Annotated in this window: 12 protein-coding genes; 5 read left to right on the top strand and 7 right to left on the bottom strand. The window is 72.5% G+C overall.

The window, feature by feature from the left end; translation table 11 throughout:
* Positions 1-15: 15 nt before the first annotated feature.
* Positions 16-1,791 (bottom strand): acetolactate synthase 3 large subunit, encoded by a 1,776-nt coding sequence (locus BCF33_RS05505; RefSeq protein ID WP_106159869.1) that lies wholly within the window; start codon positions 1,789-1,791, stop codon positions 16-18.
* A 352-nt stretch (positions 1,792-2,143) separates the two neighbouring features.
* On the opposite strand from BCF33_RS05505, the gene BCF33_RS05500 reads away from it, so the two are divergent.
* Positions 2,144-3,094 (top strand): YihY/virulence factor BrkB family protein, encoded by a 951-nt coding sequence (locus BCF33_RS05500; protein WP_106159868.1) that lies wholly within the window; start codon positions 2,144-2,146, stop codon positions 3,092-3,094.
* Here BCF33_RS05500 and BCF33_RS05495 read toward each other — a convergent pair.
* On the bottom strand, positions 3,091-3,753 hold the full coding sequence (locus BCF33_RS05495; RefSeq protein ID WP_106159867.1) for a response regulator: 663 nt from the start codon (positions 3,751-3,753) through the stop codon (positions 3,091-3,093). The genes BCF33_RS05500 and BCF33_RS05495 overlap by 4 nt on opposite strands.
* Positions 3,750-5,180, bottom strand: a complete 1,431-nt coding sequence (locus tag BCF33_RS05490; RefSeq protein WP_106160230.1) for a cache domain-containing protein — start codon at positions 5,178-5,180, stop codon at positions 3,750-3,752. Before BCF33_RS05490 ends, BCF33_RS05495 begins: the two co-directional genes overlap by 4 nt.
* Before the next feature lie 263 nt (positions 5,181-5,443).
* Here BCF33_RS05490 and BCF33_RS05485 point away from each other — a divergent pair, with 263 nt between their 5' ends.
* The 3 genes from BCF33_RS05485 to BCF33_RS05475 all read left to right on the top strand — a co-directional run bounded on the left by BCF33_RS05485 (position 5,444) and on the right by BCF33_RS05475 (position 9,874).
* On the top strand, positions 5,444-6,526 hold the full coding sequence (locus BCF33_RS05485; protein ID WP_106159866.1) for a TRAP transporter substrate-binding protein: 1,083 nt from the start codon (positions 5,444-5,446) through the stop codon (positions 6,524-6,526).
* Between the two features lie 86 nt (positions 6,527-6,612).
* On the top strand, positions 6,613-7,503 hold the full coding sequence (locus tag BCF33_RS05480; protein WP_106159865.1) for a TRAP transporter small permease subunit: 891 nt from the start codon (positions 6,613-6,615) through the stop codon (positions 7,501-7,503).
* Positions 7,504-7,519: 16 nt separating this feature from the next.
* Positions 7,520-9,874, top strand: coding sequence for a TRAP transporter large permease (locus tag BCF33_RS05475; protein WP_106159864.1), 2,355 nt, complete (start codon positions 7,520-7,522; stop codon positions 9,872-9,874).
* Here BCF33_RS05475 and BCF33_RS05470 read toward each other — a convergent pair.
* The 4 genes from BCF33_RS05470 to BCF33_RS05455 form a co-directional block, all read right to left on the bottom strand.
* Positions 9,871-10,221, bottom strand: coding sequence for a VOC family protein (locus tag BCF33_RS05470; protein WP_106159863.1), 351 nt, complete (start codon positions 10,219-10,221; stop codon positions 9,871-9,873). The genes BCF33_RS05475 and BCF33_RS05470 overlap by 4 nt on opposite strands.
* Entirely contained in the window at positions 10,218-11,045 is an 828-nt protein-coding gene (locus tag BCF33_RS05465) for an arginyltransferase (RefSeq protein WP_106159862.1), read from the bottom strand. Before BCF33_RS05465 ends, BCF33_RS05470 begins: the two co-directional genes overlap by 4 nt.
* 71 nt (positions 11,046-11,116) lie before the next feature.
* Positions 11,117-11,563, bottom strand: a complete 447-nt coding sequence (locus BCF33_RS05460) for an RDD family protein (RefSeq protein WP_106159861.1) — start codon at positions 11,561-11,563, stop codon at positions 11,117-11,119.
* 64 nt (positions 11,564-11,627) lie between these two features.
* Entirely contained in the window at positions 11,628-12,050 is a 423-nt protein-coding gene (locus BCF33_RS05455) for a DUF2852 domain-containing protein (protein ID WP_106159860.1), read from the bottom strand.
* 846 nt (positions 12,051-12,896) lie between these two features.
* Between BCF33_RS05455 and BCF33_RS05450 the strand changes: the two genes are divergently transcribed.
* Positions 12,897-15,524, top strand: coding sequence for a [protein-PII] uridylyltransferase family protein (locus BCF33_RS05450; protein ID WP_106159859.1), 2,628 nt, complete (start codon positions 12,897-12,899; stop codon positions 15,522-15,524).
* The last annotated feature ends 7 nt before the right edge of the window (positions 15,525-15,531 follow it).

The following is a 15,531-nucleotide window of genomic DNA, read 5'->3' as shown; positions in this document are numbered from 1 at the left end:
CCGGGGCGGCGGGGATCAGACGAGGACGGCGCCCTGCGCGGTGATCTGGCCCTGCGCCTCGGCGTTGGGCAGGATCATCTCGTTATGGGCCTTGCCCGAGGGGATCATGGGAAAGCAGTTCTCGTGCTTCTCGACCAGGCAGTCGAGGAGGACGGGGCCGGGGTGGTCGATCATGGCCCGGATCGCGTCGTCGAGGTCCGCCGGGTCGTCCACGGTGATGCCGAGCCAGCCGAACGCCTCGGCGAGCTTGGCGAAGTCGGGCAGGGCCTCGGACCAGGACTGGGAGTAGCGCTCGCCGTGGAGCAGCTCCTGCCACTGGCGAACCATGCCGAGCCGCTCGTTGTTGAGGATGAACTGCTTGACGGGCAGGCGGTACTGGGTGGCGGTCCCCATCTCCTGCATGTTCATCAGCCAGGACGCCTCGCCCGCGACGTTGATCACGAGGGCATCCGGGTGCGCCATCTGCACGCCGATGCTGGCGGGGAAGCCGTAGCCCATCGTGCCGAGGCCGCCGGACGTCATCCAGCGCATCGGCGCCTCGAACCCCATGTACTGCGCGGCCCACATCTGGTGCTGGCCCACTTCCGTGCAGACGTAGCGGTCGTGGCCCTTGGTCAGCGCCTCGAGCCGGGAGAGGGCGTGCTGCGGCTTGATGACGGGGCCGTCCTGCACGAAGGCGAGGCAGTCGGTGGCGCGCCATTCGTCGATCCGCCTCCACCAGGCGGCGAGGGCGTCGCGGTTCACCTTCGACCCGCGCTGCCGCCAGAGGGCGAGCACCTTCTCCAGCACCTCCGCGACGTCGCCGAGGAGCGGGATCTGCGTCGGGATGACCTTGTTGATCGAGGAGGGGTCGACGTCGACATGGGCCTTCACGCTGCCGGGGGAGAAGGCGTCGACCCGCCCGGTGATGCGGTCGTCGAAGCGCGCGCCCACGTTCACCATCAGGTCGCAGCCGTGCATGGCGTAGTTCGCCTGCACCGTGCCGTGCATCCCCAGCATCCCCAGCCACGCCTCGCCCGAGGCGGGGTAGGCGCCGAGGCCCATGAGGGTCGAGGTGACGGGGAAGCCCGTCTCGGCCGCCAGCTCGCGCAGGAGCTGCGAGGCGCGGGGCCCCGAGTTGATGACGCCGCCCCCGGTGTAGAGGATCGGGCGCTCGGCGCGCTCGATCTCGCCGACGAGGGCCTCGATCATGGCGGGGTCGGTCTCGCGGCGGGGGATGCGGTGCCTGGGCGTCACCATGTCGGGGCCCGTGTAGGGGGCGGAGGCGAACTGCACGTCCTTGGGGATGTCCACGAGGGTCGGGCCCGGACGGCCGGAGGTCGCGACCTTGAACGCCTCGTGGATGGTGGCCGACAGGGTCTCGGCCTCCTTCACGAGCCAGTTGTGCTTGGTGCAGGGGCGGGTGATGCCGACGGTGTCGGCCTCCTGGAAGGCGTCCGAGCCGATCATGAAGGTCGGCACCTGGCCCGTCAGGACGACGATGGGGATCGAGTCCATCAAGGCGTCCGTCAGCCCCGTGACCGCGTTCGTCGCGCCCGGCCCGGAGGTGACGAGGGCGACGCCCGGCCGGCCGGTCGAGCGGGCGTAGCCCTCGGCGGCGTGGACGGCGCCCTGCTCGTGCCGGACGAGGACGTGGCGGATGCCCTCCTGCTGGAAGAGCTCGTCGTAGATCGGCAGGACCGCGCCGCCGGGATAGCCGAAGATCACCTCGACCCCCTGATCGCGGAGGGCGCGCACCACCATCTGCGCGCCGGTGATGTGCTGATCTGAAGCCTTCGTCTCGTCGGTCATCGTCTCGGTCCGTCTGGGATTCGGGATCGGCGGGCATAAAAAAACCCCCGCCGGGGTCGGTCGGGGGCGCATGGCGCGGCGGGGCCGCTTCCCGTCAGGGGGCCATGCGCGCCGCGGATACGAGGAGAATGAGGGTCATGCCACGCCTTTCGCCCGCCGGACGTCGGCGGTGGCCGATCAATACGGGACGGGAGGCGGCGCGGTCAACCCGTAGCATCCGGTGGCCGCAGGGCGCCCTTCCGTGCGACGAGCCGCGCGGGGGCGGCCTTCCCGCGAAACGAGCCTGCGACGCGGAACCGGCGGAACGTTGCCACCCGCCGTTCGTTCCCCCCCGCAACGGAAGGAGACGCAGATGGCGAACCGCGGACGGCATGCGACCAAGCCGACGGAGATATCGAAGGCGGGGTGGAAGGACATCCTTCTGCGGACGAAGGACGAGATCGCGAACGACCGGGTCGGCCTCGTCGCCGCGGGGATCGCGTTCTACGGCCTCCTGGCGCTGTTCCCCGGCATCGCGGCGGTGATGGCGATCGCCGGCATCGTGGCCGATCCCAACGAGATCACCGGGCAGATCCAGCAGCTGACGCAGATCCTGCCGCAGCAGGCGGCGGAGATCGTGATCGACCAGGCGACCGAGATCGCCGGCGAGGAGACCGGCCTGGGCTTCACGGCGATCCTCGGCCTCCTCCTGTCGCTCTGGTCGGCGTCGGCGGCCATGCGGTCGGCCATGCAGGGGCTGAACATCGCCTACGACGAGACGGAGGATCGCGGCTTCGTCAAGTTCACCGCCGTGCGCCTCGCGCTGACGCTGGGGGTCGTGCTGGGGTTCTTCGTGACGGTCGCGGCGATCGTGCTGCTGCCCATCGTGCTGGAGTTCCTGCCGCTGGGGCCGACGACCAACGTGGTCATCACGATCGCCCGCTGGCCCCTCGTCGCCGCGATCGCGATGCTGGGGCTCGCGATCCTCTACCGGTTCGGCCCCTCGCGGGACGACGCGGAATGGGCCTGGCTGACGCCGGGCTCCGTCGCGGCGACGGTGCTGTGGCTGATCGGCTCGGTCCTCTTCGCGTGGTACGTCCGCTCCTTCGGCTCGTACCAGGAGACGTTCGGATCGCTCGGCGGGGTGGTGGTGCTGCTGATGTGGATGTGGATCAGCGCCTACATCGTCCTCATGGGGGCCGAGCTGAACGCCGAGACGGAGGCGCAGACGCGCCACGACACCACCGTGGGCGAGGCCCGGCGCATGGGCGAGCGCGACGCCGAGCCCGCCGACCATCTGGGCAAGGCGAAGGCGGACGCCTAGAGGCGCAGGGCGGCGGTCGCCGTCCCGCGGCGGCCGTCCGGCTGGAGCACGCCGTGCTCCAGCGCATAGCGGGTGAGGCCGGCGGTCGAGCCGATACCCAGCTTGCGGCGGATGTTCTTCCTGTGCGTCTCGACCGTGCGGACCGAGATGCCGAGGACCCCGGCGACCGCCTTGTTCGACCGCCCCTGCGCCAGCTCCAGCAGGACGCGCTGCTCGCGCCCGGTGAGGGGGATCGCGCCGCCGGGCGTCCCGGGGCGCAGGGCCGCCGTCGCGCCGCCGCAGAGGTACTGCCCGCCCGCCATCACGGCGTCGATGGCCCCGCGCACCTCCTCGGGGGGGACGTCCTTCAGCACGTAGCCCATGGCGCCGTGGTCGAGGGCGGCGGCGATGTATTCGGGGCTGTCGTGCATGGAGAGGATCAGGATGCGCGCCAGGGGGTCGGCCTCGCGGATCAGCTCGGTCGCGGCGAGGCCGTTCATCCCGGGCATGTTCAGGTCGAGCAGGATCACGTCCGGCCGCAGCGCGCGCGCCGCGGTCACGGCCTCCGCGCCCGAATGGAGCGTTCCGGCGATGCGGATGTCGTCATAGGTCTCGAGCAGGGCGGCGATGCCCTGGGCGACCATCGGATGGTCGTCCACCACGAGGACGGAGACGGTCATTCCGCCGCCACCGGGAGGCCCTCGGCGGAAGGCGCCGCGGCGGGAAGGATATGGCGCAGGGGCAGCACCGCCTCGACCGTGGTGCCGCGCCCGCGCGATCCGGCCGCGAGGGTGCCGCCCAGCCGCTCGGCCCGCTCGCGCATGTTGCGCAGCCCGAGGCCCGTCGCGCGCCCTTCGGCGGACCGTGCGGCGGCGAGGCCGCGGCCGTCGTCCTCGATCCGCAGGACCGCGCCGCGGCGGGTGCCGTGGAGCTTCATGGCGACGCGCCGCGCGCCGGAATGGCGCTCGATGTTGGTGAGCGCCTCCTGTGCGATGCGGTAGAGGGCGACGCGCGCCTCCTCGGAGAGGCGGTTGCGGAAGACGACCGTCTCGAAGGCCACCTGCGTTCCGGTGCGGGCGCCGAACTCCTCCAGGAGGGACTTGAGCGCGGGGCCGAGGCCGAGGTCGTCGAGCGCGCCGGGGCGCAGGTCCCGCGATATGCGGCGCACCTCCTGCGTGGCGCGGCCGAGGCCCGCGATCCCGTCCCGCAGGCTGCCGGCCGCGCGCGGGTCCCCCCGGTCGAGCCGCCGCCGGGCGAGGTCGAGCGCGTAGCGCACCCCCACGAGCATCTGTGAGATGGAATCGTGCAGCTCGCGCGCGACGCGGGTGCGCTCCTCCTCCTGGGCGTCGACGATGCGGCCGGTCAGCGCGCGGCGCGCGGCCTCCGCGCGGCGACGCTCCCTCATGGCGAGGGCGAGGCCCGTCGCGAAGACCGCCCCGAGCGCGAGCGCGGCGATCGCCCCGATCCAAAGGAACGTCTCGCGCACACGGGCCTGCGCCTCGGTGCGGGCGGCGGCGGCGGCGGCGAGGATGTCGTCGACGAAGATCCCCGTGCCGATGGCCCAGCGCCAGTCCTGCAGCCCGATCACGTAGGAGATGACGCGCCCCTCCTCGCCTGTGGAGGGGCGCTGCCAGAGGAAGGAGTGGTAGCCGCCCCCCTCCCGCGCGAGGTCGATCAGCTGCGCGGTGACGGACGTGCCTTCGGTATCCGTCAGGTCATGCCAGCGGCGTCCGATCAGCTCGGTCCTGCGGGGGGCGGCGAGGGCGGTGCCGTCGTAGTCGAAGACGAAGAAGTAGCCGTCGCGCCCGTAGGTCATGGCGGAGAGGATCTGGAGCGCGCGCGCCTTCGCGTCCTCGTCGTCGAAGGCGGCCGGGCCGTGGATCGCGGAGATGGCGCCGCGGGCGAGGGCGGCGTAGTTGCGCAGCTCCTCGCGCTTGGCGGCGGTCAGCTGATCCTCCAGCGCCGCGATCTCGCGCGCGGCGGCGGTCCTGGACTGCTGCAGGACGAGCCAGCCGATCCCGCCCACCGCCAGCGCGAGCGGCAGCGCCGCCGCGAGGGCGAGCTTGCCGGCATAGCCCAGGCGCAGGCCGGGGAAGGGGCGGGGCAGGGCGGGCACGGTCCCTTATCCCACGCGCACGGGCCCGCGCGCAACGCCGGCGGCGGGCGACGCGCACGGGCCCGCGCGCAACGCCGGCGGCGGGCGCGGGCCCCCTTCCGCGCCCGCCCGCCCCGGGTCCGCTTTTGCGTAGTGTTGGGTATGGCGCCCGCCGGCGATGCAGGGCACGTATGCGCGCACTGCAACGAGACGACCCCTGCCGGCGCCCGCGCCGGAGGCACGGGGGCGAGAGACATACCAAGGGAGACATCCGCATGGACCGCCGTTCATTCCTGACCAAGGGCGCCGTGGGCGGCGCCGCCGCCGGCGCGGCGTCGCTGGCCGCCCCGGCCTACGCGCAGGGCAACCGGACGCTGACGATGGTGACCACCTGGGGCCGCGGCCTCGCGGGGGTGCACGACGCCGCCGAGCGGGTCGCGAACAACATCACCGCGATGTCGGACGGGCAGCTGACCGTCGACCTGCGCGCCGCGGGCGAGCTGGTCGGCGCCTTCGAGGTGTTCGACGCCGTCACCGCCGGGCAGGCCGACATGTACCACGGCGCCGACTACTACTTCGTCGGCCAGCACCCGGGCTACGCCTTCTTCACGGCCGTGCCCTTCGGCATGACCGCGCAGGAGCTGGCGAACTGGTACTACCACGACGGCGGCATGGAGCTGCACGACGAGCTGGGCCAGATCTTCGGCCTGAAGTCCTTCCTGGGCGGCAACACGGGCGCCCAGGCGGGCGGCTGGTTCCGGCAGGAGATCAACTCCCCCGAGGATTTCAACGGCCTGCGCTTCCGGATGCCGGGCCTCGGCGGCCAGGCGCTGGGCAAGCTCGGCGCCTCCGTGCAGAACCTGCCGGGCGCGGAGGTCTACCAGGCCCTCTCCTCCGGCGCGATCGACGGGACGGAGTGGATCGGCCCCTGGGCGGACGAGAAGGCCGGCTTCCAGGAGGTCACGCAGAACTACTACACCGCCGGCTTCCACGAGCCGGGCGCGGGCCTCTCGGTGGCGACGAACCGCGACGTCTTCGACGAGCTGACCCCCGCCCAGCAGAAGATCATCGAGATCGCCGCCGCCGAGGCGCACCAGTGGAACCTCGCGCAGTTCCTCTCCGAGAACGGGGCCGCGCTGCAGCGGCTGCAGTCGTCGGGGGTCAACCTCCTCGAGTTCCCCGACGAGGTGTGGAACGCCTTCGGCCGCGCCTCGCAGGAGGTGCTGGACGAGAACATGGGCGACGAGCTCTTCGCGCGCATCCACGAGAGCGTGATGGACTCGATGAACTCCTCCTCGAACTGGATCACCCGTTCCGAGGGGGCCTATCGCTCCCAGCGCGACCGCGTGCTGGGCTGACGCCCCGCCGCACCTGAGTGCGGCCGGCCCCCCGCGGCGGGGGCCGGCCGCGCCGCGTCCCGCGCCGCGACAAGGAAGGGCACGTCATGGAATCCTGGGGCCTTCTCGGCGACATCCTCCTGGCGCCCGTGAACGTGGTGCGCGCGCTGATCGCGCTGCCGTCCTGGACGGACTGGTCGGACGGCGAGGCGCTGATGCGCTTCATCCACTACGGCGCCTCGTCCGAGATGTTCGGCATCGTCCTCTTCGCCGTGATCGCCCTGATCGCCGCCACCGTCTGGTCGCCCCGCTTCGGCTGGGGCGCCGTGCGCGGGATGGAGGGGTTCGCCAACGCGATCGGCCGCGTCGCCGCCTGGGCGGGCCTGATCATGGTGCTGCAGCAGATCGTGATCGTCCTGCTCCAGCGCATCTTCCGGGTGTCCGAGATCACCATCTCGCCATTCGGCTACTCGTTCACGCAGGACCTCTCCTGGTACGGCGAGGAGCTGAAGCTCTACAACGCGATCGTGGTCGCGCTCTGCGTGTCGTGGACCTTCGTGCAGGGCGGTCACGTGCGGGTGGACCTCGTCTATTCGGCCGTCGGGCACCGCGCCAAGCGGGTGATCGACATGGTCGGGTCCTTCCTCTTCATGGCGCCCATGGCCGCGCTGGTCTACTTCTACGCCTGGTTCTTCATGTGGCGGCACCTGATCACGCCGAACGTCTCGGCGTCGGACACGCTGGACCGGATGCTGATGAAGGCCCGGGCGGTGCGCTGGAACGTCGAGACCATCGGGTTCAGCCCGAACGGGTTCAACGGCTACTTCATCTTCAAGATCCTGCTGCTGGCCTTCGCCATCCTGGTCTTCGTGCAGGCGGTCGCCTTCTTCCTCCGCTCCTTCCTCGAGTTCCGGGAGGGCGAGGAATCCGCGAACAGGTACCTCGACCGCGACGTGATCGGCGACGAGGACGCGGCGCGCGCGGCCGAAATCCACTAGCGAAGGGGCAGGGGACATGCCATTCGGACTGGACGGGGTCGAGGTCGGCCTGATCATCGTCTTCCTGACGCTCTTCGGGGCGATCCTGTCGGGCTTTCCGGTGGCCTTCGCCATCGGCGGCGCGGCGATCATCTCCTTCGCGATCATCGCGGTGCTCGACACGTCGGGGCTGCTGCTCCACGCGCGGGTGGACACCGGATCGGACGCCTACCGCGCCCTGATCGCCGACGGCGAGAGCCCGCTGAACATCTCGAAGTTCCGCTTCCCCGACCTGCCCACCGTGACCGAGCCCGTGTTCGTCCAGGGCTGGGAGACGGCGCTGGACCGGAACGTGTCGTTCATCGTGAACCGCATCAACGAGAGGGTGCTGGCTGGCCAGTCGATCGAGACGCTCTTGGCGGTGCTGATGTTCGTGCTGATGGGCATCGTGCTGGAACGCTCGAAGATCGCGAACGACCTCCTGACCACGATGGCGCGGGTGTTCGGGCCGCTGCCCGGGGGCCTCGCGGTGTCGATCGTCCTGGTCGGCGCCTTCCTCGCCGCCTCGACGGGGATCGTGGGTGCGACGGTCGTGACGATGGGCCTGCTGGCGCTGCCGACCATGCTGCGGGCGGGCTACTCGAAGGAGCTGTCCACCGGCGTGATCGCAGCCTCCGGCACGCTGGGGCAGATCATCCCGCCCTCCATCGTGATCGTCCTGCTCGGCACGCTGGCGGGCGACCTCTACTCCGCCGCGCAGGAGGAGCGGGCGCAGGCGGTCGGCTGCTCGGACGCGCTGACCTATCTCGGCGAGCCGGCGGTGGTGTCGGTGGGCACGCTGTTCCAGGCGGCATTGCTGCCGGGCATCCTGCTGGCCGTCCTCTACGCGGCCTACGCCTTCGGCTTCGCCCTCCTGAACCCGGCCAAGGCGCCGCCAGTCCAGGCAGGACGCGCCAGCGGCGGCATCATCACCCGGAACGAGGGGCTGCTCTGGTTCCTGTTCGTGCCGGTCGGGATCGTGCTGCTCTTCGTGATCGGCGGGCAGATCGGCCTCGTCGGCAGCCAGGACGTCTCCGTCGGCTCGTTCGGCGCGGCGGCCGAGCAGGCGGCGCTTCGCACGAACGTGTCGGCCCGGTGCCAGGAGGCGATGATCGCCCTGCACGGCCAGCCCGCCTGGGAGGCGGCCCTGGCGCAGCAGGCCCTCCTCAACGAGAGCGGCGCCGCCACGCTGGCCGAGCGGCTGACCGACGAGCAGCGGCAGGCCCTGTTCCAGCTGAAGATCGCCAACGCCGCCCCCATCGGCACCGGCATCGCAGTCTTCGTCGCCCTCTTCGGCATCGTGCTGAGCTTCGCGCGCGGCGTCGCGCCCGCGGCCCCGCTGCGGCCCATCGCCATCGGCGCGGCCGCGCTGCTCGCGGTCCTCGCGCTCGACGCCGTCGCCGTCGGGCCGCTGACCACGCCGGGGCTCACGGCGCTGATCCTGGCTATCCCGGTCTTGATCCTCTTCGCGGCGATGCGGCCCGCGGGGGCCCGGCTGGCGCGCAACGACCTCCTGCGGGTTGTCTTCCCGCCCCTCGTGCTGATCGTCGCGGTCCTGGGCTCGATCCTGGGGGGCATCACAAACCCGACGCCGGCGGCCGCGCTGGGCGCGGGCGGGGCGATCATGCTGGCCGCCTATCGCAAGCTCCACGACGAGCAGCGGACCGGCCGGATCATCATCTGGGCGTCCTTCGCCCTCGTCATCATGCTGCTCGCAGGGGTGAACTTCGACCTGCGGGTCGGCGTCGGCCAGACCACGTTCGAGCAGTGGGTCGCCTTCCTTGTGGCGCAGGTGGCGTATCACTTCGCGCTGTTCGGGCTGCTCTACGCATGCTTCGTCCTCTGGCGGACGGCGGTGCTGCCGCCGGTGGTGCGCGAGACGGCGAAGGTCACGTCGATGGTGTTCACCATCCTCATCGGCTCGCAGCTGCTGAACCTCGTCGTGATCTCCTTCGGGGGCGAGCACTACATCCAAGCGTTCCTCCGAAGCTTCGACAGCGAGATACAGGTCTTCCTGATCGTGATGCTGGTCCTCTTCGTCCTGGGCTTCGTCCTCGACTTCCTGGAGATCATCTACATCGTCATCCCGATCGTCGGCCCCGTGATCTACGGCGGCACGATGGACCCCAAATGGGTGACGATCATGATCGCGGTGAACCTTCAGACCTCGTTCCTGACGCCGCCCTTCGGCTTCGCCCTGTTCTACCTGCGCGGCGTCGCCCCGAGGGAAGTGACGACCGGCGACATCTACCGCGGCGTCGTCCCCTTCGTGCTGATCCAGGTGCTTGGGCTGCTGCTGCTCTACTTCTTCCCGCAGGTGGTCACGATCGTGCCGGACCTGATCGGGGTCTAGCGGGGCGCGACCAGGTCCCAGCGGTTGCCGAACGGGTCGCGCCAGACGGCGACGCGGCCGTAGGGCTCGTCCCGGGGGGCCTCCTCGAAGCGGCCGCCGGCCCCTTCGATCCGCCCGGCGTCGCGGTCCCAGTCGTCCGTCTCGAGGAAGCGGGCCACGCGGGCCATGGGCCGGTCGGTCCCGACGGCCAGGACGAGGCGCGGCCCGCCGCCGGGCGCGCGGACGGCGACCCAGCGCTTGGATCCCTGGGCGACGTCCTCGACCACCTCGAAGCCCAGGCCGCGCGTGTAGAAGGTCAGACCCTCCTCCCAGGAGGGCACCATGATCGCGACGGCCGCGACCTTCATCGCCTGGAGGGCAAGCCGTCGGGCAGGTCGATGCGGGCCACCTGCTCGGCGATGGGCTCGACGGCGAGGGGGTGGGCGGCGGTGTCGTGCCGTGCGGGGTTCCCGAGGGGCTGCCAGCGGCCGCCCTTGTAGATCTCCAGCGCGGAGAAGGAGGCCTTGTAGTCCATCTTGGGCGATCCGGGCACCCAATAGCCGAGATGGACGAAGGGAAGCCCCGCCTCGGCGGCGATGCGGACATGGTCGAGGATGATGTACGTGCCGAGAGAGGCGCGGCGCATCATCGGGTCGTAGAACGAGTAGACCATGGAGAGCCCGTCATCGAGCACGTCCGTCAGGCACACCGCGGCGAGGTCGCGCCCCTCGGGCGAGGGGGCCCAGTACTCGACCACGCGCGAGCGGATGGGCGTCTCCTCGATCATGGCGGCGAACTCGAAGATGTCCATGTCGGCCATGCCGCCCTTGGCGTGGCGCGCGTCGAGATAGCGGCGGAAGAGGGCGAACTGCTCCTCCGTGGCCCAGGGGGCGTTCGCCTCGCGGGCGAGGTGGGCGTTGCGCCTCTGGATGCGCTTCTGGGTCCGCGACGGGGCGAAGTCGGCCACCCGGATCCGCGCCGAGAGGCAGGCCGCGCATTCGGCGCAGGAGGGCCGGTAGAGCACGTTCTGCGAGCGGCGGAAGCCCTGCTTGGACAGGCTGTCGTTCAGGACCTCGGCATGGTCGCCCGAGAGGGCGGTGAACAGCTTCCGCTCCATCCGGCCAGGCAGGTAGGGGCAGGGCTGCGGCGCCGTGACGTAGAACTGCGGGGCGATCGGCAGGCTGTGACGCATGGATCCCCCCGGGTGCTTCGCGATCCGAGGGCGAAGCTAGCGCCGGCCCGTGGCGCCGCCAACCCCGGATGTCAGCCGCGCAGGTTCAGCGCCGCCGTGCCGAGGACCATGTCGGTCAGGCCCTGCCGCCGTTCGGTCCCGGCCATGAGGAGGATCGAGACGAGCTGCACGGGGAAGGTGATCACCGAGAGCATGTAGCCGGCCGTGTGGAGGAACGCCTGCCCGAAGTCGAGCGGCTCGCCCCGGCGGTCCCGTATCTCGATCCCGGCGAGGCGCATGCCGACCGTGGCCGAGCGGTTGGTCAGCCCGATGGTGCGGTAGAAGAAGTCGAGCACCGCGAAGAACGGCAGGAGCCAGACCAGAAGGCCGAGCGAGAGGATCGTCAGCACGAGCCAGAGCCCCCAGACGATGACCGCGTCCACCAGCCAGGCCACGAGGCGCTTGGCTGGCACGTCGCGGTAGAGCTCGGGCCGGGCGTCGGGGGAGGGCAGGCCGTCGAGGCGGATGGCCGGGTTCATCGGTGTCTCCTGGGCATGGGTCGGGCCGCCGGGGAAGGGTCCCGGCGGCCAGGGGGTCGGATGGTTACTTCCGCTCGTCGTCCGTGGGGGTGGCGTCGCGGGCGTCCTTCGCGCGCTGGTCCATGAACTGGTCGAACTCGGCCTTGTCCTTGGCCTCGCGCAGACGCTCGAGGAAGCTCTCGAACTCGGCGCGCTCCTCCTCCAGGCGGCGGAGGGTGGCGTCACGGTAGGCGTCGAAGGCCAGGTTGCCCGTCGAGCCGCCCATCCGGCGCATCATGCGCTTGCCCGCCCGCTTCGAGCCGGCGAGCCGGCCGGTGACGAGGACGTAGGCCAGGATCAAGAGGCCGAGCGGGCCGCCGAACACGAAGCCGAGGACCATGAGCGCGATCCACGCGCCGCGGCCGTAGCCGTCGATGGTGGCCACGGTATTGTTGAACCAGCCGGTCGCGGTCTGCGCGGCGTGGGAGGGATAGGTGGTGCTGTGCATGTCCTTCTCCTGTCTCTGGCCGCTGATCCTGTCGCCCGGCCCGGCGATGTGAAACCGTTTCACATCATGGAAGATGGGAAGCGCGGGTCGGCTGACAAGGGGGGATGTGAAGTGTTTTCACATACACCGGACATGCTATTGATCAGACTGGACCATATGGGACGGCAAGATCGGGGGCCGATCTGCCGGGAACCGCCGCCGGGCGCACCGTGCGGGCCGTTCACGCCCCGTTAACCCGGGCCCGCTAGGGTCCTTCGGGCGAAGGGGAGGGCCGGGCCGTGCGCTTGCGAACCACCATCATTGCCGGGGGGAGCCCTCTCCCCCCGGGCGGGCGATCGGGGCCCGCGCGCGGGGCCTTCGGGCGCACGGACGGGAGAGGTGCGCCAGGCGCGCGGCCTCGCCATGCGGGAGAGGGCCGCGACCGGCGCGCGGCCGTGCCCGCCACGGCGACCCCGGCCGCGGGCGCCCCATGGGGCGCGGCACGACGTGCGGCGGCGGGCGGGGCGGGCGGAGCCGGCGCGGGCGCGGTGGCATCCGGCCGGGGCTGCGGCCGGGAGCCGCGGGGAGTCCGTGCCGAGGCTTCCGCGGGGGCTCTTACGGAGGCTTTTACTGGGGCCCGCATGGAGGCCTGCATGGGATCCGACCTGAAGATCTGCACTGGGGCCGGCACTGGGGCCGGCACTGGGGCCCGCACAAAGGGCCCGCACGGAGACCCGCTCAGAGGCCCGCCTGGGGGTCCATCTGGGGGCTTATCCGAAGGAAGGCGGGATCGCGTGCGGCCCGCGCGGGTTGCCGCGGGGGGGCCGGGCCTTGACCGGAGGGGGCGCGCGTGAGCCTTTCGCACCCATGCTCTCCGACCGGATCACGCGCGCGCCGCGCCCCTTCGACCCCGAGGCCGGGCGCGCCGCCGCCGACGGGCTGGACGGCGCCGCCGCCGACCTCGTCGCGGGCATGGCGGGATCGTCGCCCTATCTGTGCAAGCTCGCCCGGCGGGAGCGCGAATGGCTGCGCGAGGCGCTGGACGCCCCGCCGGAGGCCGCCCTGGCCGCCCTGCTGGAGGGCGAGGCCGGGACGCTGCGTCGGGACAAGCGGCGGCTGCACCTCCTCTGCGCGCTCTGCGACCTCGGGGGGGCATGGACGCTGGAGGAGACGACGGGCGCGCTGACGGCCTTCGCGGACCGGGCCGTGGACCTCGCCCTCGGGGAGGCGACCGCGCGGGAGCGGGCGCGCGGCAAGCTGTCCGACGGGCGCCGGATCACCGCCGTCGCCATGGGCAAGATGGGCGCGGGCGAGCTGAACTACTCCTCGGACATCGACCTGATCCTGCTCTGGGGCGGGACGCCCGCGGACCCCTCCTACGCGGAGGACCGGGCCGCGCTGATCCGGGCGGCGCGGGGGGCGCTGCGGACGCTGTCGGACGCCACCGCGGAGGGCTACGTCTTCCGCACGGACGTGCGGCTGCGGCCCGACCCGTCGACCACGCCCCTCGTCATCCCCTTCGACGCGGCCGAGCGCTACTACGAGTCGCTCGGCCGGTCCTGGGAGAGGGCCGCCCACATCAAGGCGCGGGCCTGCGCCGGGGACGTCGCGGCGGGGGAGGCCTATCTCGGACGGCTCGCGCCCTTCGTCTGGCGGCGCAGCCTGGACTACGCGACCCTGCAGGACGTGGGCGGGATGCTGGCCAAGGTGCGCGCATCGCGCCCTTCGGCGTCGCTGGACGGGCACGACCTGAAGAAGGGCCGCGGCGGCATCCGCGAGATCGAGTTCACCGCCCAGGCGCTGCAGCTCGTCCATGGCGGGCGCGACCCAGGCCTGCGGGTGCGCGGCACCTGCGAGGCGCTGGACCGGCTGGCCGCCGCGGGGCGCATCGGCCCGGAGGAGGCCGCCGCGCTGAAGGAGGACTACCGCTTCCTGCGGGACGCCGAGCACCGGCTGCAGATGGTGCAGGACGCCCAGACCCATGCCTTGCCCCGCGCCCCGGAGGAGTGGGGGCGTCAGGCCGCCCTGCACGGGACGGACGTGGCGGGGCTGAGGGCGCGCATCGGCGACACCCTGGAGCGGGTGCACCGCGTCGCCTCGGCCCTGTTCGGCCCGGAGGAGGCGCCCGCCCCGCCGCCGCGCGCCGCCGCCGCGCTGGCCCGGTGGGAGGGGTATCCCGCGCTGCGCTCGGCCCGGGCGCGGGGCGGCCTCTCGCGCATCGCGGGGCCGCTGATGGACCGGCTGGACGCGGCGCCCGACCCCGAGGCGGCGCTGCTGGCCTTCGAGGGGTTCCTCTCGCGGCTGCCGGCGGGGGCGCAGCTCTTCGCGCTCTTCGAGGCGAACCCGGCGCTGATGGACCTCGTGGCCGAGATCGCGGGCGCGGGGCCGGAGCTGGCGGGGTTCCTCGCGGGGAACGCGGACGTGCTGGACGGGATCGCGGCGGGCGACGTGTTCGGGCCGTTCCCGGACGCCGCCGCCCTGGCGGGCGAGGCCGCGCGCGCGGCGCATGGCGACTACGAGGAGGCGCTGATCGGCCTGCGCCGCTGGAAGGCCGAGCGGCATTTCGGGATCGGCGTGAACCTTCTGCGGGGGCTTTCCCCGGCGGAGGCGGGGGCGCGCTACGCCGCGCTGGCGGAGGCGGTGCTGGGCGAGACGCTGCCGCTCGCCGCCGCGGACGTGGTGCGCCGCCATGGCGAGGTGCCGGGGCGGGGGGCGGCGCTGCTGGCGATGGGCTCGCTCGGGGGGGGGCGGATCGACGCGGGCTCGGACCTGGACCTGATCGTGATCTTCGAGGGGACCGGCGAGAGCGACGGCCGCAGGCCCCTGCCGGCGAGGCAGTGGCACGCCCGGCTGACGCAGACGCTGCTGCAGGCGCTGGGCGCGCCGATGAAGCACGGGCGGCTCTACGAGGCGGACACGCGGCTGCGCCCCTCGGGTCGGCAGGGGCCGGTCGCGACCTCGCTGGAGGGGTTCGCGCGCTACCAGCGCGAGGAGGCCTGGACCTGGGAGCGGATGGCCCTCCTGCGCGCGCGGCCGGTTGCGGGGCCTGCGCCGTTGCAGGACGCGCTGGGCGCGGAGGTCGCGGCGATCCTGGCCCCGGGCCTGCCCGCCGGGACCGTGGGCGAGGCGCTGGGGGACATGCGCCGGCGCCTCTTCGCGGCGCGGCCGGGGGGCGATCCCTGGGCGCTGCGCGACGGGCCGGGGGGCCTGCAGGACCTGGAGCTGGCCGCGCAGGGCTGCGCGCTGGCGGGCGTGCCGGCGCCGGGGGCGGTGGAGGAAGGGGTCGCCCTGCTGCGGGACCTCAAGGCGATCCTGTCACTGCTGGCCCCGGCGGGCGGGCGGCCGGAGGCGCTGGGCGCGGGCGGGGTGCGCCGCCTCTGCGAGGTCGGGGGGGCGCCGGACCTCGCCGCGCTGACGGAGCGGCTGCGCCGGGCGCGGGAGGGCGGCGCGGAGGCGGTCGGGGCCCTCCTTTCCGGCACGCTACGGCCGGGGTAGCGTCCGG

This window comes from Hasllibacter halocynthiae, from assembly GCF_003003095.1.
Lineage (GTDB): Bacteria > Pseudomonadota > Alphaproteobacteria > Rhodobacterales > Rhodobacteraceae > Hasllibacter > Hasllibacter halocynthiae.
Note: the sequence above shows the minus strand (reverse complement) of the source record. Positions and strands in the feature narration are given on the sequence as shown.

Bases quoted from the DNA above. Each gene is read 5' to 3' on its own strand.
- BCF33_RS05505 (WP_106159869.1), bottom strand. From the start codon at position 1,791: ATGACCGACGAGACGAAGGCTTCAGATCAGCACATCACCGGCGCGCAG.
- BCF33_RS05500 (WP_106159868.1), top strand. From the start codon at position 2,144: ATGGCGAACCGCGGACGGCATGCGACCAAGCCGACGGAGATATCGAAG.
- BCF33_RS05495 (WP_106159867.1), bottom strand. From the start codon at position 3,753: ATGACCGTCTCCGTCCTCGTGGTGGACGACCATCCGATGGTCGCCCAG.
- BCF33_RS05485 (WP_106159866.1), top strand. From the start codon at position 5,444: ATGGACCGCCGTTCATTCCTGACCAAGGGCGCCGTGGGCGGCGCCGCC.
- BCF33_RS05480 (WP_106159865.1), top strand. From the start codon at position 6,613: ATGGAATCCTGGGGCCTTCTCGGCGACATCCTCCTGGCGCCCGTGAAC.
- BCF33_RS05475 (WP_106159864.1), top strand. From the start codon at position 7,520: ATGCCATTCGGACTGGACGGGGTCGAGGTCGGCCTGATCATCGTCTTC.
- BCF33_RS05470 (WP_106159863.1), bottom strand. From the start codon at position 10,221: ATGAAGGTCGCGGCCGTCGCGATCATGGTGCCCTCCTGGGAGGAGGGT.
- BCF33_RS05465 (WP_106159862.1), bottom strand. From the start codon at position 11,045: ATGCGTCACAGCCTGCCGATCGCCCCGCAGTTCTACGTCACGGCGCCG.
- BCF33_RS05460 (WP_106159861.1), bottom strand. From the start codon at position 11,563: ATGAACCCGGCCATCCGCCTCGACGGCCTGCCCTCCCCCGACGCCCGG.
- BCF33_RS05455 (WP_106159860.1), bottom strand. From the start codon at position 12,050: ATGCACAGCACCACCTATCCCTCCCACGCCGCGCAGACCGCGACCGGC.
- BCF33_RS05450 (WP_106159859.1), top strand. From the start codon at position 12,897: ATGCTCTCCGACCGGATCACGCGCGCGCCGCGCCCCTTCGACCCCGAG.